This is a genomic window from Roseateles albus, from assembly GCF_028595345.1.
Classification (GTDB): domain Bacteria; phylum Pseudomonadota; class Gammaproteobacteria; order Burkholderiales; family Burkholderiaceae_C; genus Paucibacter_A; species Paucibacter_A albus.
Genome location: NZ_JAQQXT010000003.1, coordinates 320,200 through 340,925, shown reverse-complemented (window position 1 = coordinate 340,925; position 20,726 = coordinate 320,200). Strand labels below are relative to the sequence as shown.

Sequence of the window (20,726 nt, the reverse complement as noted above, 5' to 3'; positions counted from 1 at the left end):
TCATGGAGATGCACAGCGCCAGGCAGTTGCAGGAACTGCCTTATTACGAAGCTCAGGGCGAGGAATGCCGGCTGTTCGAGCATGCCCATACCAGCCGGCTGCCGCTGCTGATCAAGGGCCCGACCGGCTGCGGCAAGACGCGCTTGGTCGAGCATATGGCAGCGCGCCTGGGGCGGCCGCTGATCACGGTCAGCTGCCACGATGACCTCAGCGCCGCCGACCTGGTCGGCCGCCACTTGATACAGGGTGGCGACACGCGCTGGTTCGATGGCCCGCTGACCCGGGCCGTTAGAGAGGGGGCAATCTGCTATCTGGACGAAGTGGTCGAGGCGCGCAAGGACACGACCGTGGTCCTGCACCCCTTGGCCGATGACCGCCGCATGTTGGCCGTCGAGCGCACCGGCGAGTTGCTGCAGGCCGCGCCCGGCTTCATGCTGGTGATCAGCTACAACCCCGGCTATCAAAACCTGCTCAAGGGGCTCAAGCCCAGCACCCGCCAGCGCTTTGTCGCCCTGGGGCTGGACTACCCGGCGCCCGCCGTCGAGCGCGCCATCGTCGCCGCCGAGAGCGGCTGCACGGACGCGGTCGCGGCTCAATTGGTGAGCCTGGCCCAGGCCCTGCGCCGCTTGACTGCCCAAGACCTGGAGGAAACCGTCAGCACCCGTTTGCTGGTGATGGCTGCGCGCCTGCACAGGGCCGGGCTGGCCCTGCTGCCGGCCTGCCGAGCCGCCATCATCGACGCGCTGACCGATGAGGCCGACACCAGCGCCGCTCTGCATGAGGTGCTGCGCGCGGTGATAGGAGATGGCTGACACCCCGGCAGCGCACCGCCACAGCCGGCAACTGCAGCGGCGGCGGCGCGTGACGCAGGGCTGCTTCTTCGCTCTCTTCCTGCTGGCTCCGGCCTTGAACCTGCTGCGCTTCGATCTGAACGAAACCCAGCTCTGGGTGCTGGGCCAGCCTTGGAGTCTTGGCATAGATGCCTTGCAGCGCGGCCAAGTCAGTGCCAATGAAGCGGCCATCAGCCTGATTCTGCGCGGCATCCTGCCGGGTCTGGCCCTGGTGGCGCTGTTCCTGGGCGTCGCCTGGCGCTGGGGCCGGCTCTACTGCGGCTGGCTATGCCCGCATTTCTCGCTGGTCGAGGGCTTGAATGCGCTGCTGCACAAGGCCTGCGGCAAGTTCAGCCTGTGGGACGCCCAGCCCAGCCTGCGGCCGGGCGAGGAGACACAGCGGCGCTGGTGGCCGATCTACGCATTCAGTTGCGCCAGCTTTGGTTTCCTCTGGGCCATCACCTTGCTGACCTATCTGCTACCGCCACAGACGATCTGGGGCGGCCTGCTCCAGGGCACGCTCACCGTCAATCAAAGCCGCTTCATCCTGATTGCAGGCAGCGCCTTCACGCTGGAACTGCTGTTTGCCCGCCATCTGTTTTGCCGCTTCGGCTGCGCTGTGGGCCTGTTCCAGAGCTTGGCCTGGATGGCCAATCCGCGCGCCTTGGTTGTGGCCTTCAAGCGCGAGCGCGCCAGCGACTGCCGGACCTGCAGCACCGAGCATGCGCCCGCAGGCAGCGCTTGCGACAGCGTCTGCCCGATGCGGCTGCGGCCACGCCAGATCAAGCGCTTGATGTTTTCTTGCGTGCAATGCGGCCGCTGCGTCGACCAATGCGCCGAATCCCAGCAGGGCCAGGCCCAGCTGCCAGAGCCGCAACTGGAGTGGACGGTTGGGCTGGAAGCCTTGCGCGAGACGCTCAAACAGCAAAAACAAGCGCAACAACACAACAAATCATCACAATAAACCGTCAGGGTCAAGCGTTATGGAAGAGTGGATAGGCGAACGCTGGCACCGTTTCATCAACGGGGCGGCCGATCGCAGCTGCGCGGCGGCGGCCGTCGAATTGCCGGCCATGCAGCAGGCCGTGGGCCTGCTCTACCGCGCCGCCGGCGGCGGCCATGGCGTGCGCATCGTGCCAGCCGCTGACATGCGCATCGGTGGCCCGCGCAGCTGGCTGCAACGCCTGGCCGGCAGCGGCACACGTGCCGCCCTGCCACGCCTAGACGCCGAGACCCTGGCCTTGCCGCCACGCATCGCCCTGTTCGCCCAAGTCGAATTGAACCGTGACCTCTACCTCTGGCTGGCGGCCTTGGCTGCCTGCTTCGAGCCCAGCGAGGCACCGGCAGCCTGGGCGAGCGACAACCTCGCCGCCTGCCGCCTGGCCCTGCAACGCTGCCCGGGCCTGCGGCCGCGCTGGCTGCGCCTGCGGGACGCGCATCTGGCGCAGCGGCGCGTCGAGGCAAGAGCGCTGCGCTCGCCCGAGGCGCAGGCGGCCGAAGTGCGCCTGCAAGCCTTGTTGATGGCAGAGCCGGAACAGGCTTTCGCCCTTGACTACTTTGACAACTTTGACGCAGACGCCGCCCTGCTGTCCCCGGTCTGGCTCTGGCTGCAAGCCCTGCCCGCAGGCTCGGCTTTGGCGGCCGGCCAAGCCCGCGAGGCCAAGGCGGGCAGCGGCGCGAACGCCGCGAACAGCATTCAGCCCGAGCAGCAAGAACAAGAAAAAAAGCGCCGCCGAACCCGCGCCGCCAAGCCGGCCTCACAGAGGGCACCGCTCTTGCTGGCTTCCAAGGCCGAATCGCTGCGCAGCTGGAGCGAGCATGTGCCGCTGGACCGCGCCAGCGAGGATGAAACGGACCCGGATGAAGCACGCGCCGCCGCCGACGATATGGAGGAGCTGACGCTGGCGCGCCAAGGCTCGGCCAGCGCCGCACGCATCAAATTCGACCTCGACCTGCCCAGCGCCAGTGCCGACGATCTGCCACTGGGCGCGGGCGAGTCGCTGCCCGAGTGGGACTGGAAGCGCCAATGTCTACTGCCCGATCATTGCCGGGTGCAGACCTTGGTGGCACGGCCGGGCGGCGCGCCCTTCCTGCCACCCGCTGCCCTGCGTCAGACCGCGCGCCGCCTGCGCCGCCGGCTCGAAACCCTGCGCGCCGCCCCACAGTGGCAACGCGGCTGCAGCGAGGGCGAATCGCTGGATCTGGACGCCTGGGTGCGCCATCTGGCCGGCTTGCGCGCGGGCAGCAGCCCTGACCCGCAGGTCTGGGCCCGCCACCAGCGTGGCGAACGCAGCCTGGCGACCTTGTTGCTGGCCGATCTGTCCCTGTCCACCGACGCCTATGCCAACAACGAGCAGCGGGTGATCGACGTGATCCGTGACGCGCTCTATGTCTTCGGCGAGGCCTTGCAGGGCTGTGGCGACCCCTTCGCCATGCTGGGCTTCAGCTCGGTGCGGCGCAGCCAAGTGCGCATCCATCAGATCAAGGGTTTCGACGAGGCCTGGGGGCGCGCGGTGCAAAGCCGCGTCGGCGCGATCAAACCCGGCTACTACACCCGCATGGGTGCGGCAATTCGCCTCGCCACCCGCCGGCTGCAACAACGCCCCGAACGCCAGCGCCTGCTGCTGCTCTTGACCGACGGCAAGCCCAATGACCTGGATGTCTACGAGGGCCGCTGGGGCATCGAGGACACCCGCGAGGCGGTGCGCGAGGCCCGCCGGGCCGGACTGCAGCCCTTTTGCCTGAGCATCGACGAGCAGGCCCAGGACTATCTGCCCCATCTATTCGGCCACCAAGGCTGGGCCCGCGTGGCCCGCCCGACCGAACTGCCGCTGCGCCTGGCCGGGATCTACAGCCGCTTGACACGATGCCTTTAAGCCCCTGCCGGGCGGCGATGCGACGCCCGGCAGCCCCTGAATCCCCCAAAAAACCAACACATAACGGAGCAACGCTATGGATATGCGCGCCTTTGACCTACCTCGTTACCTCAGCGTTCTTCCCCTGTTCACCGACCTCAGCGCGCCCGAGCTGACAAGGCTGGCGCAAGGTTGCAGCTTGCGGCGATTGACGCGCGGCGACCCGGTATTTCGCGTCGGCCAGCCCTGCGAAGAGTTCCATGTCACCGTCACCGGTCAGGTCAAACTCTTCGCCATTTCTCCCAGCGGCCAGGAGAAAGTGATCGAGCTGGTCGGCCCGGGTCAGAGCTTTGCCGAGGCGCTGATGTTCACCGGGCAGCCCTACATCATCAATGCCCAGGCGCTGACCGACACCTTGCTCTTGTCGGTCGCCAAGCGGGCGGTGCTGACCGAGATCGAACATGACAGCCGCTTTGCCCTGCGCATGTTGGCCGGCATCTCACGCCGCCTGCACGGTTTGGTCCACGATGTACAGGCCTACGCGCTGCACAGCGGGGTGCAGCGCGTGATCGGCTACCTGTTGCGCGACCGGCTGGCCGAAGATCAGGTCGACGGCGAGGTTGTCACGGTGTCACTGCAGGTCAGCAAGGCCACCATCGCTTCGCGCCTGAGCCTGACGCCCGAATACTTTTCACGCGTGTTGCATGAGTTAGAGGTGGCGGGCCTGATTGAGGTGGACAAGCGTGACATCCACATCCTCGACACGGCGCTGCTGGCCGCCTACACCGGCGCGCAACAAAGCTGAAGCGCGGCGGGCACGCCCCAAAAGGAAACAGCGCCGCTCGGCAGCTGCTCAGTGGGAGGTACCTTCATCGCGGTTGATCTTGTTCCAGACGTTGTATTTGCCGACCGGCTTGCTCATAGGCAGACGCTTGATCTCTTTGAAGCTGCTGCCGTCAAGCACGATGATCGCGCCGTCCATGTCCCAGACGCTTGCCAAAGCGTAACGACCGTCCTTGGTGAATTCGATATGGGCCAAGGTCTTGCCCGGCTCCTTGACTTGGGCCACGGTCTCCAGGGTTTGCTTGTCGATGATGGTCAAGGTATCTTTCGCGCCGGTGCTGCTCATCATCGAGTCCACCCAGGCGTAGCGGCTATTGGCATGGCTGCGCATGAAGAAGCCTGGGCCGGGTGTGGCGATGTCTTTGAGCTTCTTCCAGCTCTGCAGGTCGATCACCGTGACCAGCCCATCCTTCAAGTTCGGGCTGGCCAAGACGCGCCGGCCCTGCCAATCAAAGGTGATGCCCGAACCGAGATGCGGCATGCCGGGAATCGGCAGCGTGGCGATGCTGCGGCGCACATCCAGGTTGACCACCTGGCCGAGTTCAGTCTTGCCTTGGCCATCCTCGGACGGCCGACCGGCGCCCAGCACATGCGCATAGCTCTGGTCGAAGAAGAAGTCATCCAGAGGCTGCGCCAATAGCGTGCGCCGGATATTCAGAAAGCCGTCCTTGGCAATGGCTTCGCTGGAGCGGTAGTCATGCACCAGGCCGTCGTAAATCGCCGCGGCCTTGGGGTCATAGGAGATCTCCCAGATTTCGGCGATGTCTTTGAGCGCAACCACAAAGCTGCGGCGCGGGCCGGCGTCATAGACGGCCGAGACGCGTGAGCTTTGGACGCCGTCCAGCGTGGTGGCGGCGAACTGCTTCAGCGGATTCAAGTCGGCATCAAACAGCGCCAGCGTGTGCGGCAGGTAGTTGGCGGCCATCACCAGCTTGCCGTCGCCGCTGACGGCGATATTGCGCATATTCAGGCCGGCGCGCACCTCGGCCACGATCTTCAAATTCCAGAGGTCGTATTTGGTGATCCAGCCGTCACGCGAGCCAAAGAAGACAAAACGCCCATCGGGTGTGAACTTGGGGCCGCCGTGTAGAGCGAAGCGCGAGGGGAAGCGGTGGATGACTTCAAAGCTGTCACCATCAAGCAGGCTGATATGGTGGTCACCGCCCTCGACGACGACGAAGAGATTCATCGGGTCCGCCTTCCATTGCGGTACCGAGGGCCAGGTCTTGCTGGCGGCGTCAAAGCTGCGCGAGGCCAGGATATCGGCGGCGCCCCATTGCGGTGTGGGCTTGAGCGGCTGGTAGATCAGCGCGGCGAGGGCTTCGATCTCAGCCGGCAAGAGCTGCGCGCCAAAGGCCGGCATCTGGGTCGCCGGGCGGCCGTTTTGAATCACCTTCAAAGCCTCTTGCTTGCGCAGCCGGGCCAAGCTTTCCGGCAGCAGTGCGGGCCCCATGGCGCCGAGGCGCTGCGCGCCGTGGCAGCTCGCGCAGTGCTGGCCAAACAACGCCTGCGCATCCGCTTTGACGGTGGCCGGGGTAGCAAGCTGTGCAAGGGGCGGAGCAGCGGGCGCCGCAGCATCTGCCCGGGCTTGACCCAGGCCCATCCAAAACAGACCGGCAGCCAACAGCAGCGGCGGGACGATATCTTGCAGGTCTTTGAGCTTCATAGGGCGTGAATCGGAATGATGGAACCGACGACAGCGGCCTTCTTCGCCTCGTTTTTGGCTGTGTAGCTGAAAGCGCTGTTTTCGACCCGGCTCAGGCGGGCCGAGGCATCTGCAGAGAGGCCGATTTCGGCGTCGTCCAAGTAGCAGCCCGGGTCTTCGGCCCACAGATCGCCGGTGACCTGCTGGGCGCGTACCCGGGTGTTGCCGCCGCACAGCGCGAAATGCGCGCATTCGGCGCAGCGCCCCTTGACCGGGCGCGGTTTGGTTTTGAGCCCGTCCATCAAGGGGTCACTGCGGTCGCTCCAGATCGCCGAGAAGGGGCGCTGGCGCAAATTGCCAAGCGGGTAATGCCACCACATCGTGTCCGGATGGACCTCGCCCAAGTTGTCGATATTGGCCACGCCGACGCCCGAGGCATTACCGCCCCAGGCGACCAGGCGTTCGCGCAAGGCGGGCGCCCATCGCGGCCAACGCTGCTCTACCCAGCGCAGCAGATAGGCCGCATCTGCGTCGTTATTGCCGGTCACATAGTCGCGCTCGCTGCCAGCGAGGGCGTCCTGCCACGCGGTCTCGAACAGCAGATCCAAGGCCGCCCTGGTGGCGTCGAAACGAGCGTCGCGGCCGCGGTGGATATTGCCGCGGCCGGCGTAATTGAGATGGGAAAAATAGAACTTGTCGACCTGCTCGTCTTTCATCAACTGCAGCAGCGCCGGGAAGTCCTGATCATTCAGATCGGTAAAGGTGTAGCGCAGGCCGGTCTTGACGCCCTGGGCGTGCAGCAAGCGGATGGCGTTCAAGGACGCGTCGTAGGCTCCGGCCAGTCGCCTGAACTTGTCATGCGTTTCGCGGGTGCCGTCGATGCTGATACCCACATAGTCAAACTTCTGTGCGGCAATGCGCGCAGCCATGGGCTCGTCGATCAGGGTGCCGTTGGTGGACAGCGCGGTGTAGAAGCCTTGCGCCTGGGCGCGCGCGGCGATCTCGAACAGGTCAGGCCGCAACAGCGGCTCACCGCCGGACAGAATCAAGACCGGCACCCCGTAGGTCTTGAGGTCGTCCATGGCGCTGCATACCTCGGCAAAGCTCAGCTCACCCGGATAGTCATGGTCGGCCGACAAGGCATAGCAATGCTTGCAGGTCAGGTTGCAGCGGCGTGTCAGGTTCCAGATCACGACCGGGCCGCTCGCGCTGGCTCCGGCTGCACCCTGCGCTTGAACTCGGCGTTTGGCTTTTGGGTATTCGCCGCTACGTTCTGCGGCGGCCACTTCACGCAAGTATTGGCTGATTCTCAACATGGTGTTCTCTCTCAATCCTTCAGACGCAGACCGGTCTTTTTGAGAATCGCGCTGCTGTACAAAATCTCGTCGGCGCGGCAGGCCGGGCCAAGCAGGGCGCGAATTTCGGCGGCATGCTGCTCCACCTCGTCGCGCGCGTGGCCATGCACCATCGCAAACAAGTTGTAGCGCCAGGCGGGCAGCCGGCGCGGCCGACGGTAGCAATGGCTGACGCAGCCGAGCGCGCCAATGCGTTCGCCCAGCGCATCGACCTGCGCATCGTCGACATCCCAAACCGTCATGCCGTTGGCCAAGTAGCCGAGTCGGTAATGGTTGGGCACGGCGCCGATGCGGCGGATCAGCCCCTTGGCCTGCATCTGCGCCAGTTGCGCCAGCACCTCGGCCTCGCTGATGCCCAGCACGGCACCCAGCGCTTCGAAGGGCTTTTTCAACAAAGGCAAGCCGGCTTGGGTGGCGGCGATCAATTGCCGCTCAAGAGGACTCAAGGCCATGGGCGGCTCCGCAGGGCAGGTTGGCCTGGGTCGGCAAATGCCGGCAATTTCAGGCCGACAAAGAATTCGCGCTCCTTGGGGAAGGCCAGCACGACGCAATCGGTCAGCGCCTCGATGCGCCGGCAAACGCTGTCTGCCTGCTCCGGCGTTTCGACGGCGATCACGAACCACATATTCAGTGCATGTTCGCGCCGGTAGTTGTGCGCGACCTCGGGCAGCGCGTTGACCAGCATGGCCACCGCGTCGAAGCGCTGCTCCGGCACCTGCATGGCGGCCAGCACAAACAGGCCCCCGGCCCGCTCAATCTGGAACAGCGGCCCAAAGCGGGTCAAGGTGCCCTGGGCGAGCAGGCGTTGCAGGCGCTCAATGACGACCTCTTCGCTGTAGCCCAGCTCGGCGGCGATAGCGGCAAAGGGGCGCGGCAGCAGCGGCAGCTCGTCCTGCAAGCGGTTGATCAAAGCGGCGTCCAGCGCATCAATTTTTGCCAGCCGCTGGCTCGCGCCATTGGATTCATGCATCGACGGTCTCCTGTGCCAAGGCTTGAGGAGCCAACTCGGCGAAGTTGCGAAAATAGCGTGCGCCGCATTGTTTGAAACGACGCCGGCTGAACAAGACCGTCTGCGGAACTTGCTCCAAATCGGCCGCCTTGCGCGCCGCCTCCAACCAGCTCAAGACCTCGCCGCGCTGCCGTCCGTGCAACATGCAGTAGAGGTTGTAGGGCCAGCCCGGCGCGCGAGCGCGGCGGTAACACAGCGTCACGCCGGGCTGCTGGCTCAGAATGGCGGCGTGCGCATCGACGTCGGCGTCCGCCACATCAAACACGCACATCGCGTTGGCGGCAAACCCGAGCTCATGGTGACGCACCACCACGCCAAAGCGGCGCAATGTTCCCTGGCTTAACCAATGATCCAGCTTGGCGAAGATATGGGCCTCGCTGCAGCCCAGCGCCTGCGCCCAAGCGGCGTAAGGGCGCGCGATCAGCGGTAGCCCGTCTTCCACCAAAGCCGCCAAGGCGCGGTCTTCAGTTTGCACCGCGCGGCTGTGGTCGTGCAGCTTCTCTTGCCCACCGGCACGGGCCGCGCAGCCGTCCGCATGGGGGCGCTGCAAATCGAAACCCAGATTGATGCGATAGGCGCGTTGCATCGGCAGGCGCAGGGCCTGCAAGCCGCAAGCCCGCTCCAAGTTGCTCACGCCGGCCGCCACCTGCTCCCGATCGGCGCCGGTGATGACAAACCAGAGGTTGTAGGCATGCTCACGTTCGTAGTTATGGTTGACACCCGCATGCGCGCTGACCAAGGCCGCGACAGCCTCCATGCGCTGCGGCGGCACCGCAAAAGCGCACAGCAAGGCCGCGCCGCCGGCGCCACTGCCCCAGATGCCGCCGATGCGGCCCAAGCTGCCGGACTCTTGCATGCGCTTGAACTCGGCCAGCACTCGCTCTTGCCCCACGCCACAACGCTGGCCCAGCTCAGCGAAAGGCTCGCTGCAGAGCGGAAAGCGCTGCTGCCAGTCATTGATCAAATGGTCGGCGACTGTCATTTTCTAGAATCCCATCCGATTGGCGCGGCTGCTGAAGAAGATGCCGCTGGGGGCGTCGATGCTCAGAACAGCCTGCGTCTCGAAACTGTCGGTGGCGATCACCGAGACGCGGTTGTCGTCGCGCGAGGAAATCCAGACCGCTTCGCCGCGCGGTGTGAACTCCATATGCAGCACCGCCTTGCCCGGCTCCAGCGTTTTGACGATTTGCCGGCTTTGCGTGTCGATGACTTGCACGCGGTTGTAGTCGGGCACGGCGAAGTTGACCCAGACCTGGCGGCCATCGGGCCGGGCGATCACAAACACCGGTTGGCCCGCGACCTTGATGCGGCCCACCTCAGTCCAACTTTCGGTATCGACGACCAAGACCTCATGGCGGCCAATGGCGGGCAGGTAGGCGAGCCGGCCGGCGACCGCCCAGCCGCGCAGATGCGGCATCTTGAAGACCGGCAGCGGGGCTTGGCCGCGCCCGTAGCCGCCCAAGATCCGCGTTACTTTGGGCTCGGCCGCCCAGAGGTCAATCACGCCCAAACCGTCTTCGCCGAACAGGCCGGCAATGTAGTGGCGGCCGTTGGGCGTGAGCAAGGCGTCATAGGGCTGACGGCCAACGTCCTTGAATTTGGTGATCTTGGGGGAGCCTGGACTGCTCAAGTCGGCGATCCAGATCTCGCCCGCATCAAACAGCGAATAGATAAAGCGCTTGCCCGGCAGATCGGCCAGGCCGACCACACGCGAGAGCTTGCCCGGCGCATATTCGGCCGGGATGTCGGCCACCAGGGCCAAGGTCTTGGCATCGAAGACCTTGATGCCGCCGGGCTGGTAGTTCTGTGCCGCCACCAGGCTGCCGTCTTGCGAGATCGCGCCGCCAATCGAGTTGCCGCTTTGCTGCACGCGTGCGTCGGTTTTGTGCGTCAGCAAGTTGACCTTGCTCAGCGCGCCGTCGCGGCCGAAGACATAGGCCGTCGCACCATCGCGGCCGTAGACGACGGAGGCGTGTGACAGATCGCCGAGGCCATCAATGCTGCCGAGGATTTGCCGGCTCGTGGTGTTGATGACCTGCAGCGAGCCTTTTGCCCGCTCGACCACCACGCCGAGGTCGCCGCTACCTATCGGTGCGGCGCAAGCTGGCGTGTCGATCATCGCAGCGGGCGGCGCTGGCTGTGGAGATGAGGCGCAGCCCACCAGTGCGGCCAGCGCCAGCAGCGTGCAGCCCAGTGCTTGCTTCATGGTTTGTCCTTGCTTGGTGTTTCGCTGGGGAAACCCTGCAGCAGTTTTGAGGCGATCCACTCGGCTTCACTTTCAGAGATCATGCTGCGCCAGGGCGGCATGGGCGTGCCCGGCCGGCCGTGATAGATGGTGGCTTTGAGCGTCAGCAAGGGGATGTCGGCCAAGGCCTCGCGCGTCAGCGCGGGCCCCAGGCCGCCGGTCAGCTTCATGCCGTGGCAGCTGCCGCAGTCCTGCCTGACCATACGCACCAGTGCGGACTGGCGACCGAGCGTTGGACTCTCGGCCGCTTGAGCGCCAAGCGTCGCCAACATCAGACCGCAAACAAGCCACCGCATCACATCAGCTCTTGAGGATGGACTCCACGGCCGACTTCAAGTCGGCGTCGCTGATCTTGTCCGGCCCAACTGGCGCCATCGGCACCGGTCCAAAGGTGCCGGCGCCACCCTTGCGGACCTTCTCGCTCAGCTTGGCCACCACGTCCTGGCCCTTGTACTTGGCGGCGATGTCCTTGAAGGACGGGCCGACGATTTTTTTGTCCTTGGCGTGGCAGGCCATGCAGCCGGCCTTGTTCATCGCATCATCGAGTTCGGCGGCCTGAGCGCCGAAGCTCAGCAGCGCGGCCAGGGCTATCAACAACTGTTTCATCACTAACTCCTTTATGGAAGGGGCCGCACCGGCTGCAAGCCGGGCGGCCTTGGGCTGGCTCAATAAACGTCGTGCTGGGTGTTATGCACATTGAAGTGCCCGGTCGGTGTGATCAGGCGCGGGTCCTTGATCACGGCCTTCAGCTTGAGCGTCTTGTCATCGACGATGACCATCGCGCTTTGCTTGTTCTTGGCCGACCAGACCGAGAACCAGACCTCATCACCGGCCTTGTTGAACTCCGGTTGAACGACGCGTTTGGCGCCGTCGTCGCCGATGCCCGCCCATTCGGCAATCGGCAACACGGTGTAGCCCTTGTCGAGGTTCTTGATGTCGTAGACGGCGACCGATTGCGAAATCTTCGGATCCGGGTTCAGTGGCGAATCCGAATAGATGTGATTGCTCTTCGGGTGGCTCTTGATGAACAAGGCCCCGCCGCCTTGGCCCTTCAACTCGGCCACCTTCTTGAAGGCGGAGTCTTTATGGCCTTTGGGGTCGGTGCCGATCAGCGAGATCGAGTCATCACCCAGATGGCCGGTCGACCAGACCGGGCCGTACTTGGGGTGGATGAAGTTGGCACCGCGCCCAGGGTGCGGGATCTTGCCCACGTCGATCAGCGCGGTCAGCTTGCCTTCCTTGGCGTCGATGACCGAGATCTTGTTGCTCTGGTTGGCGGCCACCATGAAGTAGCGCTTGCTGGAGTCCCAGCCGCCGTCATGCAGGAAGGGCGCCGAGCCAATTTCGGTGACCTTGAGCGCGTCGAGGTTGGAGTAGTCCACCATCAGCGTCTTGCCGGTTTCCTTCACATTGACGACGAACTCGGGCTTGAAGTGCGAGGCGACGATGGAGGCCACGCGCGGCTCGGGGTGGTATTCCTGCGTGCCGACCACCATGCCGCGGGTGCTGACGATCTTCAGTGGCTCCAGCGTGTCGCCGCGCATGATCACGTACTGCGGTGGCCAGTAGGCGCCGGCGATCACCAGCTTGTCGCTGTAGTCGCCTTCCTTGCCCTTGTACTTGCTGGTGTCCACCGAGCGTGCTTCCAGGCCAATCCGTACTTCCGCGACGTTATCGGGGATGGGCATCCACAGATCGATCATATTGATCTTGCCGTCACGGCCGATCACAAACAGATAGCGCCCTGAGGCCGAGGTGCGCGAGATGTGCACCGCATAGCCGGTCTTGACGATGTTGATGATCTTCTTGGTGTCGCCGTCGATCAGCGCCACCTCGCCGGTGTCACGCAGCGTGGTCGAGAAGATGTTCTCGATATTGAAGTCATTCATCTTCTTGGTCGGCCGCTGGGCCGGCGGCACGATGACCTTCCAGGTCTGCTTGATCTGCGCCATGCCGAATTCGGGCGGCACGGGCGCATCCTGCTGGATGTAGCGGGCCATCACGTCAACGGTCTTCTCATCCATCTCGCCCGAGGTCAGCCAGTTCGGCATGCCGGCGGCCGAGCCGTAGGCGATGAAGATCTTCAGGTAATCGGTGCCTTTGCCGAGCGTGATGTCGGGCGTCAGCGGCTTGCCGGTCGCGCCCTTGCGCAGCACACCGTGGCAGCCGGCGCAGCGCTCGAAGTAAGTCTTGCGGCCCAGCTCGAATTCCGCCTGTGTCATGGCCGGCGCCTTCGGGTTGGCGCTCTGGTACATGGGCACATCACCCAGCGGCGAGGTGCCGGCCTGGTAGTTCATTTCGGCTGGTGTCACATTTTTCTTGTCCTCGGCCTGGGCCACATTGCCCCAGGCCAGGGCAGCCAACATGATCACGGCAAGCCGAGACAGTTGCGGTGTCTTTTTTTCCATTGCTCACTCCGTCGGTAGGACGCTGCGAAGGGCAACGTCCGAGCAGCACTGCATCCATGGGCACTCAAGTGCATGGGCTCGCGAGGGGCTGCGGTTCCTGTGGCGAGCAGGAGCATCCTCTCGCTCGGAGGATCAAAAGTCCTTGAACTGGTTCAAGGACGCGGCGGGCCACAGCTTTTCAAATAGCGCTCATCGAAAGTCGACGCTTGAAGGAGCGGTGCGCATGAGCATCTTGGACGAACCCCTGTATTTCGGGCCCTTGAGCCGGGCTGTGCCCAGGGCTCCGGCGCATCAGCTGCCAGTGAATACGGCGCCGGCTCTTGTGACCTTGGTCGGCGCCGGTCCCGGCGACCCCGACTTGCTGACGGTCAAAGCAGCGCGCGCGATTGCCCAAGCGCAACTGGTGCTGTATGACCATCTGGTCTCCAAGGAGGTCTTGCGGCTCTTGCCTCCCAGTGCCGAGTTGATCTATGTCGGCAAGCAAAGCGGGCAACATGCCTTGCCGCAGGAAGGCATCATCGAACTGATGCTGAGCCTGGCCCAAAGTGGCCGCCCGGTGCTGCGCCTCAAGGGCGGCGACCCCTATATCTTCGGGCGCGGCGGCGAGGAAGCGCAGGCCCTGGCAGCCGCCGGCGTGCCCTGCCAAACCATTCCCGGCATCAGCGCGGCGCAAGGCGCGGGCGCTTGCGCCGGCATCCCCTTGACGCACCGCGACCACGCCCGTTCGCTGGTCTTCGCGACCGGGCATCTCTGTGCGGCGCAAGCCACGCAGCCCAGCGTCGCCCCGCCCACGGTAGACCTCGACTGGGAGATGCTGGCACGGCCGCGCCAGACAGTGGTGATCTATATGGGCTTGGGCGCCCTGCCCATCATCTGCGAGCAGCTGATCGCCCATGGCATGGCGGCCGATATGCCGGCAGCGCTGATCGAAAACGCCAGCCTGCCCGAGCAGCGCTGCGTCAGCGGCAGTTTGCAGAGCTTGCCCAGCCTGGCACTGCTGCACGCGGTCAAGGCGCCGGCCTTGATCATGATTGGCACCGTGGTCAGTCTGCGGTCGGAGTTAGCATCCGGGCTTGCCTATGCCCACGCGCACCAGCAGGCAGCCGTCACCAGATCTTGATCCGCTCGCCGGCCGGCTTGTGCAGCTTGTCGCCCGGCTTGGTGCCGAAGGCCTGGTGGAAGGCATCGTGGTTGACGACGCCCGCATTGGCGCGGAACTCGCCGGGTGAATGGGGGTCGGCGCTGAGCTGCTGCAGCATTTGCTGCTCGCGCACCTTTTCGCGCCAGATCTGCGAGAAACCCAGGAAGAAGCGCTGCTCGCCGGTGTAGCCCGCCAACACCGGCGCGGGCTTGCCGCCCAGCGAGCGCAGATAGGCCTTGTAGGCGATTTGCAGACCGGACAGGTCGGCGATGTTCTCACCCAGGGTCAGGCGGCCGTTGACCTTCTTGCCGGGCAAGGCCTGGTAGGCATCGAATTGCGCGGCCAGGCGTGTGCCCAATGCATCGAAGGCTTTGGCATCGGCCTCGGTCCACCAATTGCGCAACATGCCATCGCCGTCGTACTGCGCGCCCTGATCGTCAAAGCCGTGGCTGATTTCATGGCCGATGACGGCCCCGATACCGCCGTAGTTGACGGCATCATCGGCATTCGGATCGAAGAACGGCGGCTGCAGGATGGCGGCCGGGAAAACGATCTCGTTGACGGTCTCGTCGTAATAGGCGTTGACGGTCTGCGGCGTCATGCCCCATTCACTGCGGTCCACCGGCCGACCGGCTTTGGCCGCCTCGCGCGCCCAGGCGAACTTCGCTGCGTTCTGGCGGTTCAGCAAGGCCTCACCGGCCGTCACTTGCAAGGCGCTGTAGTCGCGCCACTGGCTGGGGTGGCCGATTTTGATCGTGTACTTGGACAGCTTGTCTTGCGCCGCCGCTTGCGTCTGCGGGCTCATCCAGCTCAAGCCCTTGATGGACTCACCGAACTCCGCCATCAAATTGTCGACCAGGCTCTTCATGCGCGCCGCATGGGCGGGTGTGAAATGCCGGGCGACATAGAGCTTGCCGACCGCCTCGCCGAGCGCCTCATTGACCTCGGCCGAGCCTTCCATCCAGCGCGGCAGCGGCGTTTTGCTGCCCGTCATCGCACGGCCATGGAAGGCAAACGAAGCGGCCCGAAAGGCCTTGGGCAAGACCACCGCATAGGCGTCCACGCTGTGCAATTTGGCGTACAGCTGCCAGTCGGCCAGCGGCGCCTCGCCGAGCAACTGAGCAATGCCGATGATGGCGCTGGGCTGGGTGACCGAGAGCCGGTCGATATTGTTCAGCTGCGCGGCGGCAAAAAATGCCGGCCAATCCAGGCCCGGCGCCTTGGCCGCCAGCTCGGCCGGTGTCATCGGGTTGAAGGTTCTTTGCACATCCCGGTTGGCCACAGCATCCCAGTGCAGCTCGGCGATTTTCTTTTCCAGCGCCAGCACGCGGCGGGCGGCTTCGGCGGGCTGGTCCAAGCCGATCAGGCGCGCCAGGCTTTGCAGATAGGTTTGATAGTCCGCGCGGGCACGGGCCATGCGCTTGTCGCTCTGGTTCAACAGGTAGTCGCGCTCGGGCAGGCCCAAACCCCCTTGGCTCGCGCGCACCCGGTTGAGCAGCGGCTCCTTGGCGTCGGGGCCGACGCTGAGCTGTACAGGCGTGTTGACCATGCCTTGGGCGCGGCCTAGCCACTGCGCCAATTGCTGGCGATCGCTGATCGCGTCAATCTCGGCCAGCAGGGGTTTCAACACCTTCAGGCCGGCACGGTCGATGGCGGCGGTGTCCATGAAGCTGGCGTAAAAAGCGCCGATCTTGGCCTCGTCGCTGCCAGCGGCCTGGGGGCTCGCGGCCAAGGCCTCAACGATGGCGCGCACCTGTTCGTCCGACTGCTCGCGCAGAATCTCGAAACTGCCATGCGAGCCCTTGGCCGGCGGGATCACCGTCGCCTTGAGCCAGCCGCCGTTGACCGCGCGGAACAAATCGTCTTGCACACGCACCTTGGGGTCAAAGCCGGCGAGATCGAGGCCGCTGCTCAGGCTGCCGCCGGCATGGCTGCTGCTCGCAACAATGCTGCTGGGGCTTCCCGCGCCACTGGGGTCGGCCGCATGGCTCAGACTGGCCAAAGGCAACAGCAACAGGGTCAGGCGGCGGAGTTTGAACAAGGCATTCATACGAGAAAGGGGGCTGAAAAAAGTCTCTACCGGCGGGACTACGAGACCGGTCAAGGTCTGTGGCTTCTAGCCGGCGCTGCATATGCAAGCCTAATGGCTGTCCCGCAGAATAACGAAAGTCAGCACCCAGGGCTTTCCCGTGTGTCTTGCGCGTCGCCCTTCCCTCCGTCGGTCAGCGCGCCTGCAGATTGACCGGCGTGCCCTGGCGATCAAAGGGAATAAAGCCGTCGAGGCGCCCTTGCTTGATCGCCTCCACCATGGCGGCCAAGGCCTTGTCGGCTTGCTCGGCGCTGGGCGCCTGAGCGGGGCTGCCCGACAAGCTGGCGACAAAAACGATCTGCCAGCGCTGCAGCTGCTGACCATTTGCACCGAGCAACTGATCGGCTTCATCCGCCAGCGCGGCGAAGCTGCTCAACTCTTGCGGCAGCTTGTCCACGCACATCAGCGGCGCGAGTTCGCCGCCTTGGCCGGCCTCGAACTCGGCCCGCTGCTGGGCCGAGGCCTCTGCAGGCAGCGTAGCGCCGGCAAACACCAGCAGCAGGCGCTGGGCGGCACTTTGCATGGCGGCAGCCTTGAGCAGGTCTTGAAAATTGCTGATTTGCATGGCGAGGTCAGGAGAAGAAGTCGGGGAAGAGGAACGAAGGTGCGAGCGGCTACTGTAAGGGGTAGCTGGCCAAGCCCCGGGTGCTGAGGATGTGAATATCGCGGCGGTCAATCTCGATCAAGCCTTCGTCTTCCAGCTCATGCAGCACGCGCGAGAAATACTCGGGCGTCAGTGACAGGCGCGAGGCAATGGTGGCCTTGCTGACCGGCAAGGAGATGGTGATGGATTGGTTGGCCAGTTGGTCTTCCACCAAGTGATCGCGCAGCAAATACCCAATCACCCGCTGTATGCCGCTGTGCAAGCAGTAGGACTCCACGTCGCTGATCATGCCGTGCAGGCGCTTGGACACGCCGGCCAGCATGCGCAGCGAAAAACGCGGATCGCGTTGGATCTCGCCCATCACCGCCTCCTTGGCAATGGACAGCAGAAATGTTTCGCTCAAGGCTTGAGCGTTGACGGTATGGGCCTTGCCCGAGAACATCGCTGCTTCGCCGAAACTATTGCCCGGGCCGACCAACTCGATCACCTTCTCGGCGCCGCTGCTGGCCAGCGCAAACAGCTTGACCTGACCGGTCACCACCACATGGAACTCGTCGCAGCAATCACCGACGCGAAAAATCGCCTCACCCCGGCCCACGCGCTGCATGCGACAGCCGCTCCCGGCCAAGCGGCGCAATTCATCTGACTGCATGTCGGCAAACAAAGGCAGCACGGATAGATAGCGCGGTAGGTCGAAGGTAGCGGATGACATGAATAGGCTCCAAGAGAGGCCCGGAGCGGGCCTGTCGGAGCGCGATTCTGCGCAGCGGTGGCGCTTGGAATTTGCGTTAGATCAAGTCTGACCGGCGCCTAGTTCTTCAGAACGATGGCCGGCCCGGCCCCGCGCTTACGCACTAGTTCTTGAGGACGAGGGCCAAAAGGACGGGGCTGCGCTTTTTACAAAACCCGGTTTGAATCTTGTCCCAGTTCAAGGCCGAGGCAGGGCCTTCGGTGGTCGACTAGGCGCTCGCAAAACAGCGGGGCAATTTGCCCCGCAATGCCGCAGCGGCCTCGCCTTGCTCGGTCCCAAGGAGACAACTCAGCATGACCCCCAGCATCCATCCGCAGCACGCTCAAGCCTCGGCTCACGCCCTGCTGTCGCCACCCCGGCAGCTGAATCTGCATCCGGCTTGCGCCCGCCTTGCAGCGCCGCGCCGACCTGCCGCCGCAGTGCCTGTGCTTCAGGCGCTGAAGCAGGCTTGGCCGAGCCTGGAAGATGACGAGGACGCCCTGCACGCTCTGGCCTTGCTGGGCCGCAGCCACCGGGTGCGCCCGGGCGGGCTGCTGCTGAAGGACGGCGTCAGCAATGCGGCGGGCAGCTTGTGGTTGCTGGTGCGCGGCAAGTTGAGCATGGGACTTCATGACCCCAAAGCGGTCTGGCGCCAAGGGCGCGCGCTGCAGCCAGGCCAGTGGATAGATCTGGCGAGCGCGTGGCCGCAAGCCCCTTTCCCCGAAACCGCGCTGGCGCTGACGCCGGTGCTGGCGCATGAGTTCCCGGCGCAGGCCGTGCTGGCCCTGTGCGCGGCCCATCCCTTGCTGCTCAAGGTGCTGCTGGCAAGCCTGGGCAGCAGCGCCTGCGAGGCGATGGCATCCCGTCAGGCCATGAGCACGCAGGACTTTCCCACCCGTTTGGCCGAATGGCTACTCAATGAGCTCAGGCTCAATGGCCAGGGTGACTGCCTGAACCTGGGCCTGCTCAAGCGCGATCTGGCGGCTCAGCTGGGCGTCACCCCCGAGACGCTGTCGCGGACCCTGCGCTTGTTCCAGCAACAGGGCCTGATCGTCATGAAACATCGCGAGCTGCGTATTCTTGCGCCCGCCGGGCTGGCTGCGCTGCGCTAGCAGCAGCGCGTGGGCCGCTGCGCAAAGGTCGCGCCCACTCGAATAGGTTCAGGCCGGATCACGGGGCTTTCTGATGCGCCGGCTGACGAGGGGCGGGATCGGAGCTTTGATCATGGTTTGAGGAAGGCCCAGCATCACGGCTCGCGCTGGGCCGGCCGCGCCGGCATTGGGGGCGCTGAGGAGATCGGCCAGGGTGTAGCGGTCCAACTGTTCCAAAAAGGCCGCCAAGGCGTCGTTGAAGATGCCGGTGAGGCGACAGCGCCCGGTCAGGCCACAGGCATTGCCTTGGCCCAGGCATTCCACCAAATAGAAATCGGGCTCGATCGCCCGCACCAATTCGCCCAGCATGATCTCTGCCGGCGCCAGGGCCAGGCGCATGCCGCCGCCCTTGCCGCGCACCGTGGTGATCCAGCCGCCCAGCCCGAGCTGGTGAGTGATCTTGGTCAGATGGGCTTCGGAGATGTCATAGGCCTGGGCGATCTCGGCCGTTGTGCAGAGCCGCTCGGGATGCTGGCCGAGATAAATCAACATGCGCAGCGCATAGTCGGTCATGGTGGTCAGGCGCATGAGGCCTCCTTCGGCTGTATTTGAAAATGGGGGCGGGAATGGCGTCTTAGCCCGGCAGGCCGTCGACACGTGGGCGCAGCAGCATAGGCCCATAACGCCACAAATACAGAACAAAAGCCAAGGCCCACAGCGCCGCCGACAGCCAGACCGCCTGCATCAAGGCGGCCGGCATCAGCAGCGGCACAAACACGCGCACAAGCGCTGCGCCCAGCATGGCCAGATAGGCCAGCGTCTCGACCGGCCCGGCCTTCAAGGGCCGCCCCGTGTGACCCAGCGCGGTGCGCGTGATCATGCCAAGCGTCATCAAGCCGATCAGACCAATGGTTAGCGCATGGGTGGCCGCGCTAGCGGGCAGCCAGTCCAGCGCGGCCGCCGAACGCAAGCCCAGATGCAGCAGCAGCCAGGCATAGGCCGCGTGCAGAACCCAAACCAAGGGGTTGCCCAGCGTCTTCCAAGGCTGCCACAGCGCAAAGCGCCAGCCATGCGCGAGCAGCGCCGGCAGCAGGGCCAACAGCAGCAGCGGGCCGCTCAGGCCCAGCGCGTCAAAAGCCAGCAGCAGCAAGACGCTTCCCAGGGCGGTGCGCTCCACGCGGGGGTCACGGCGCGCATTCATGCCGGGCACGCCGTTATTGGAGAACATGGGCAGCACGCGCCCGGCCATCACCGCAATCATGAACAACAGCACATCCAGGCCAAGCATCAGCCCCAAACCTTGAGCCAGCGAAACCGGCCAACCCAGCCAGCCCAAATGCGTCAGGTGCAGAACAGCCGAGGCCGCCCCCATCGCCAGCAGCAGCCCGACAAAAAAGTAATTGCGCCGATTGCCTCCCGCAGACAAGGCTCGCCACAAGCCCCAGGCTGCTGCCCAAGGCACGGCCAGGTTGACCAGCAGCGAAGCCTCCAGCCAAGGCGTCAACACCAGCACGCGCGCGAGTACCCAAAGCGCCGCCAAAGCCATCAAGGGCCGGCCCGTGGGCGTCGCCTGGCCCGACCAGTTACGCCCGGCCGTGAACAGAAAACCGATCACGATGGCCAGCGCGTAACCGAACACCATCTCATGGGCATGCCAGGCGGCGCCGCGCAAGCCGCCCTTGCTCAGCAGGCCGCTGAACTGCAAGGCCCACAAGGGCACCGACAGCAAAGCAAGGCTCGCCGCCAGCAAATAGAAGGGTCGAAAGCCCAGGTCCCAGAGCGCCAAGCCCTCGCCCGGCCGGCGCCGCCGCAGCGGCTCTTGCAGTTGTACGAAAACATGGCCCATGGCGGTCTCCAGCCTTGACGGTCGCTTTGACGTTC

At 64.8% G+C, this 20,726-nt stretch carries 20 protein-coding genes; 6 read left to right on the top strand and 14 right to left on the bottom strand.

The features are described 5' to 3' along the window. Positions 1 to 2 precede the first annotated feature (2 nt). The 4 genes from PRZ03_RS06825 (at position 3) to PRZ03_RS06810 (ending at position 4,490) form a co-directional block, all read left to right on the top strand. Positions 3 to 812 (top strand): CbbQ/NirQ/NorQ/GpvN family protein, encoded by an 810-nt coding sequence (locus tag PRZ03_RS06825; protein ID WP_273599593.1) that lies wholly within the window; start codon positions 3 to 5, stop codon positions 810 to 812. Beyond that, the gene (locus PRZ03_RS06820) at positions 805 to 1,794 is read left to right on the top strand and encodes a 4Fe-4S binding protein (RefSeq protein WP_273599592.1); all 990 of its coding nucleotides are present in this window, start codon (positions 805 to 807) and stop codon (positions 1,792 to 1,794) included. Before PRZ03_RS06825 ends, PRZ03_RS06820 begins: the two co-directional genes overlap by 8 nt. A 19-nt stretch (positions 1,795 to 1,813) precedes the next feature. Next, positions 1,814 to 3,706 carry a nitric oxide reductase activation protein NorD gene (locus PRZ03_RS06815; RefSeq protein ID WP_273599591.1) on the top strand — a complete coding sequence of 631 codons (1,893 nt, stop codon included), beginning with the start codon at positions 1,814 to 1,816 and terminating at the stop codon, positions 3,704 to 3,706. Positions 3,707 to 3,782: 76 nt separating this feature from the next. Then, entirely contained in the window at positions 3,783 to 4,490 is a 708-nt protein-coding gene (locus tag PRZ03_RS06810; RefSeq protein ID WP_273599590.1) for a Crp/Fnr family transcriptional regulator, read from the top strand. Between the two features lie 48 nt (positions 4,491 to 4,538). Here PRZ03_RS06810 and PRZ03_RS06805 read toward each other — a convergent pair whose 3' ends face one another. The 9 genes from PRZ03_RS06805 to PRZ03_RS06765 are packed head-to-tail and all read right to left on the bottom strand — an operon-like array spanning position 4,539 to position 13,148. Further along, positions 4,539 to 6,194 (bottom strand): nitrite reductase, encoded by a 1,656-nt coding sequence (locus PRZ03_RS06805; protein ID WP_273599589.1) that lies wholly within the window; start codon positions 6,192 to 6,194, stop codon positions 4,539 to 4,541. Beyond that, positions 6,191 to 7,489: a heme d1 biosynthesis radical SAM protein NirJ gene (gene nirJ, locus PRZ03_RS06800; protein ID WP_273599588.1), complete on the bottom strand. Its 1,299-nt coding sequence runs from the start codon at positions 7,487 to 7,489 to the stop codon at positions 6,191 to 6,193. Before nirJ ends, PRZ03_RS06805 begins: the two co-directional genes overlap by 4 nt. An 11-nt stretch (positions 7,490 to 7,500) precedes the next feature. Further along, positions 7,501 to 7,980, bottom strand: coding sequence for a siroheme decarboxylase subunit beta (gene ahbB, locus PRZ03_RS06795; protein WP_273599587.1), 480 nt, complete (start codon positions 7,978 to 7,980; stop codon positions 7,501 to 7,503). Beyond that, entirely contained in the window at positions 7,971 to 8,498 is a 528-nt protein-coding gene (locus PRZ03_RS06790; protein ID WP_273599586.1) for an Lrp/AsnC family transcriptional regulator, read from the bottom strand. Before PRZ03_RS06790 ends, ahbB (PRZ03_RS06795) begins: the two co-directional genes overlap by 10 nt. Next, positions 8,491 to 9,519, bottom strand: coding sequence for a siroheme decarboxylase subunit beta (gene ahbB / locus PRZ03_RS06785; RefSeq protein WP_273599585.1), 1,029 nt, complete (start codon positions 9,517 to 9,519; stop codon positions 8,491 to 8,493). Before ahbB (PRZ03_RS06785) ends, PRZ03_RS06790 begins: the two co-directional genes overlap by 8 nt. 3 nt (positions 9,520 to 9,522) lie before the next feature. Then, entirely contained in the window at positions 9,523 to 10,743 is a 1,221-nt protein-coding gene (locus PRZ03_RS06780) for a cytochrome D1 domain-containing protein (RefSeq protein WP_273599584.1), read from the bottom strand. Further along, positions 10,740 to 11,078, bottom strand: a complete 339-nt coding sequence (locus PRZ03_RS06775) for a c-type cytochrome (RefSeq protein ID WP_409993932.1) — start codon at positions 11,076 to 11,078, stop codon at positions 10,740 to 10,742. The genes PRZ03_RS06780 and PRZ03_RS06775 overlap by 4 nt, the downstream gene beginning before the upstream one ends. 4 nt (positions 11,079 to 11,082) lie before the next feature. Then, positions 11,083 to 11,388, bottom strand: a complete 306-nt coding sequence (locus PRZ03_RS06770; RefSeq protein WP_263533113.1) for a c-type cytochrome — start codon at positions 11,386 to 11,388, stop codon at positions 11,083 to 11,085. Positions 11,389 to 11,447: 59 nt separating this feature from the next. After that, positions 11,448 to 13,148, bottom strand: a complete 1,701-nt coding sequence (locus PRZ03_RS06765; RefSeq protein WP_273599709.1) for a nitrite reductase — start codon at positions 13,146 to 13,148, stop codon at positions 11,448 to 11,450. 265 nt (positions 13,149 to 13,413) lie between these two features. On the opposite strand from PRZ03_RS06765, the gene cobA reads away from it, so the two are divergent. Continuing rightward, positions 13,414 to 14,310 (top strand): uroporphyrinogen-III C-methyltransferase, encoded by an 897-nt coding sequence (gene cobA / locus PRZ03_RS06760; RefSeq protein WP_273599582.1) that lies wholly within the window; start codon positions 13,414 to 13,416, stop codon positions 14,308 to 14,310. Here cobA and PRZ03_RS06755 read toward each other — a convergent pair. The 3 genes from PRZ03_RS06755 to PRZ03_RS06745 all read right to left on the bottom strand — a co-directional run bounded on the left by PRZ03_RS06755 (position 14,297) and on the right by PRZ03_RS06745 (position 17,736). Further along, a complete protein-coding gene (locus PRZ03_RS06755; protein WP_273599581.1) occupies positions 14,297 to 16,372 on the bottom strand; it encodes a M13 family metallopeptidase in 2,076 nt (691 codons plus the stop codon). The two genes, cobA and PRZ03_RS06755, sit on opposite strands and share 14 nt — an antisense overlap. A 181-nt stretch (positions 16,373 to 16,553) precedes the next feature. Then, positions 16,554 to 16,985 carry a ribonucleotide reductase subunit alpha gene (locus tag PRZ03_RS06750; protein WP_273599580.1) on the bottom strand — a complete coding sequence of 144 codons (432 nt, stop codon included), beginning with the start codon at positions 16,983 to 16,985 and terminating at the stop codon, positions 16,554 to 16,556. 49 nt (positions 16,986 to 17,034) lie between these two features. Further along, positions 17,035 to 17,736: a Crp/Fnr family transcriptional regulator gene (locus PRZ03_RS06745; RefSeq protein WP_273599579.1), complete on the bottom strand. Its 702-nt coding sequence runs from the start codon at positions 17,734 to 17,736 to the stop codon at positions 17,035 to 17,037. 332 nt (positions 17,737 to 18,068) lie between these two features. Here PRZ03_RS06745 and PRZ03_RS06740 point away from each other — a divergent pair, with 332 nt between their 5' ends. Continuing rightward, positions 18,069 to 18,866 (top strand): Crp/Fnr family transcriptional regulator, encoded by a 798-nt coding sequence (locus PRZ03_RS06740; RefSeq protein ID WP_273599578.1) that lies wholly within the window; start codon positions 18,069 to 18,071, stop codon positions 18,864 to 18,866. A gap of 48 nt (positions 18,867 to 18,914) precedes the next feature. On the opposite strand, the gene PRZ03_RS06735 is transcribed toward PRZ03_RS06740, so the two are convergent. Continuing rightward, a complete protein-coding gene (locus PRZ03_RS06735; protein ID WP_273599577.1) occupies positions 18,915 to 19,433 on the bottom strand; it encodes an RrF2 family transcriptional regulator in 519 nt (172 codons plus the stop codon). 46 nt (positions 19,434 to 19,479) lie between these two features. Beyond that, positions 19,480 to 20,691, bottom strand: a complete 1,212-nt coding sequence (locus PRZ03_RS06730; protein ID WP_273599576.1) for an NnrS family protein — start codon at positions 20,689 to 20,691, stop codon at positions 19,480 to 19,482. Between the last annotated feature and the right edge of the window lie 35 nt (positions 20,692 to 20,726).

What these genes read in the sequence shown, in the direction of transcription:
- PRZ03_RS06825 (WP_273599593.1), top strand. Translation starts at nt 3, where the DNA reads ATGGAGATGCACAGCGCCAGGCAGTTGCAGGAACTGCCTTATTACGAA.
- PRZ03_RS06820 (WP_273599592.1), top strand. Translation starts at nt 805, where the DNA reads ATGGCTGACACCCCGGCAGCGCACCGCCACAGCCGGCAACTGCAGCGG.
- PRZ03_RS06815 (WP_273599591.1), top strand. Translation starts at nt 1,814, where the DNA reads ATGGAAGAGTGGATAGGCGAACGCTGGCACCGTTTCATCAACGGGGCG.
- PRZ03_RS06810 (WP_273599590.1), top strand. Translation starts at nt 3,783, where the DNA reads ATGGATATGCGCGCCTTTGACCTACCTCGTTACCTCAGCGTTCTTCCC.
- PRZ03_RS06805 (WP_273599589.1), bottom strand. Translation starts at nt 6,194, where the DNA reads ATGAAGCTCAAAGACCTGCAAGATATCGTCCCGCCGCTGCTGTTGGCT.
- nirJ (WP_273599588.1), bottom strand. Translation starts at nt 7,489, where the DNA reads ATGTTGAGAATCAGCCAATACTTGCGTGAAGTGGCCGCCGCAGAACGT.
- ahbB (WP_273599587.1), bottom strand. Translation starts at nt 7,980, where the DNA reads ATGGCCTTGAGTCCTCTTGAGCGGCAATTGATCGCCGCCACCCAAGCC.
- PRZ03_RS06790 (WP_273599586.1), bottom strand. Translation starts at nt 8,498, where the DNA reads ATGCATGAATCCAATGGCGCGAGCCAGCGGCTGGCAAAAATTGATGCG.
- ahbB (WP_273599585.1), bottom strand. Translation starts at nt 9,519, where the DNA reads ATGACAGTCGCCGACCATTTGATCAATGACTGGCAGCAGCGCTTTCCG.
- PRZ03_RS06780 (WP_273599584.1), bottom strand. Translation starts at nt 10,743, where the DNA reads ATGAAGCAAGCACTGGGCTGCACGCTGCTGGCGCTGGCCGCACTGGTG.
- PRZ03_RS06775 (WP_409993932.1), bottom strand. Translation starts at nt 11,078, where the DNA reads ATGCGGTGGCTTGTTTGCGGTCTGATGTTGGCGACGCTTGGCGCTCAA.
- PRZ03_RS06770 (WP_263533113.1), bottom strand. Translation starts at nt 11,388, where the DNA reads ATGAAACAGTTGTTGATAGCCCTGGCCGCGCTGCTGAGCTTCGGCGCT.
- PRZ03_RS06765 (WP_273599709.1), bottom strand. Translation starts at nt 13,148, where the DNA reads ATGTTGGCTGCCCTGGCCTGGGGCAATGTGGCCCAGGCCGAGGACAAG.
- cobA (WP_273599582.1), top strand. Translation starts at nt 13,414, where the DNA reads ATGAGCATCTTGGACGAACCCCTGTATTTCGGGCCCTTGAGCCGGGCT.
- PRZ03_RS06750 (WP_273599580.1), bottom strand. Translation starts at nt 16,985, where the DNA reads ATGCAAATCAGCAATTTTCAAGACCTGCTCAAGGCTGCCGCCATGCAA.
- PRZ03_RS06745 (WP_273599579.1), bottom strand. Translation starts at nt 17,736, where the DNA reads ATGTCATCCGCTACCTTCGACCTACCGCGCTATCTATCCGTGCTGCCT.
- PRZ03_RS06740 (WP_273599578.1), top strand. Translation starts at nt 18,069, where the DNA reads ATGACCCCCAGCATCCATCCGCAGCACGCTCAAGCCTCGGCTCACGCC.
- PRZ03_RS06735 (WP_273599577.1), bottom strand. Translation starts at nt 19,433, where the DNA reads ATGCGCCTGACCACCATGACCGACTATGCGCTGCGCATGTTGATTTAT.
- PRZ03_RS06730 (WP_273599576.1), bottom strand. Translation starts at nt 20,691, where the DNA reads ATGGGCCATGTTTTCGTACAACTGCAAGAGCCGCTGCGGCGGCGCCGG.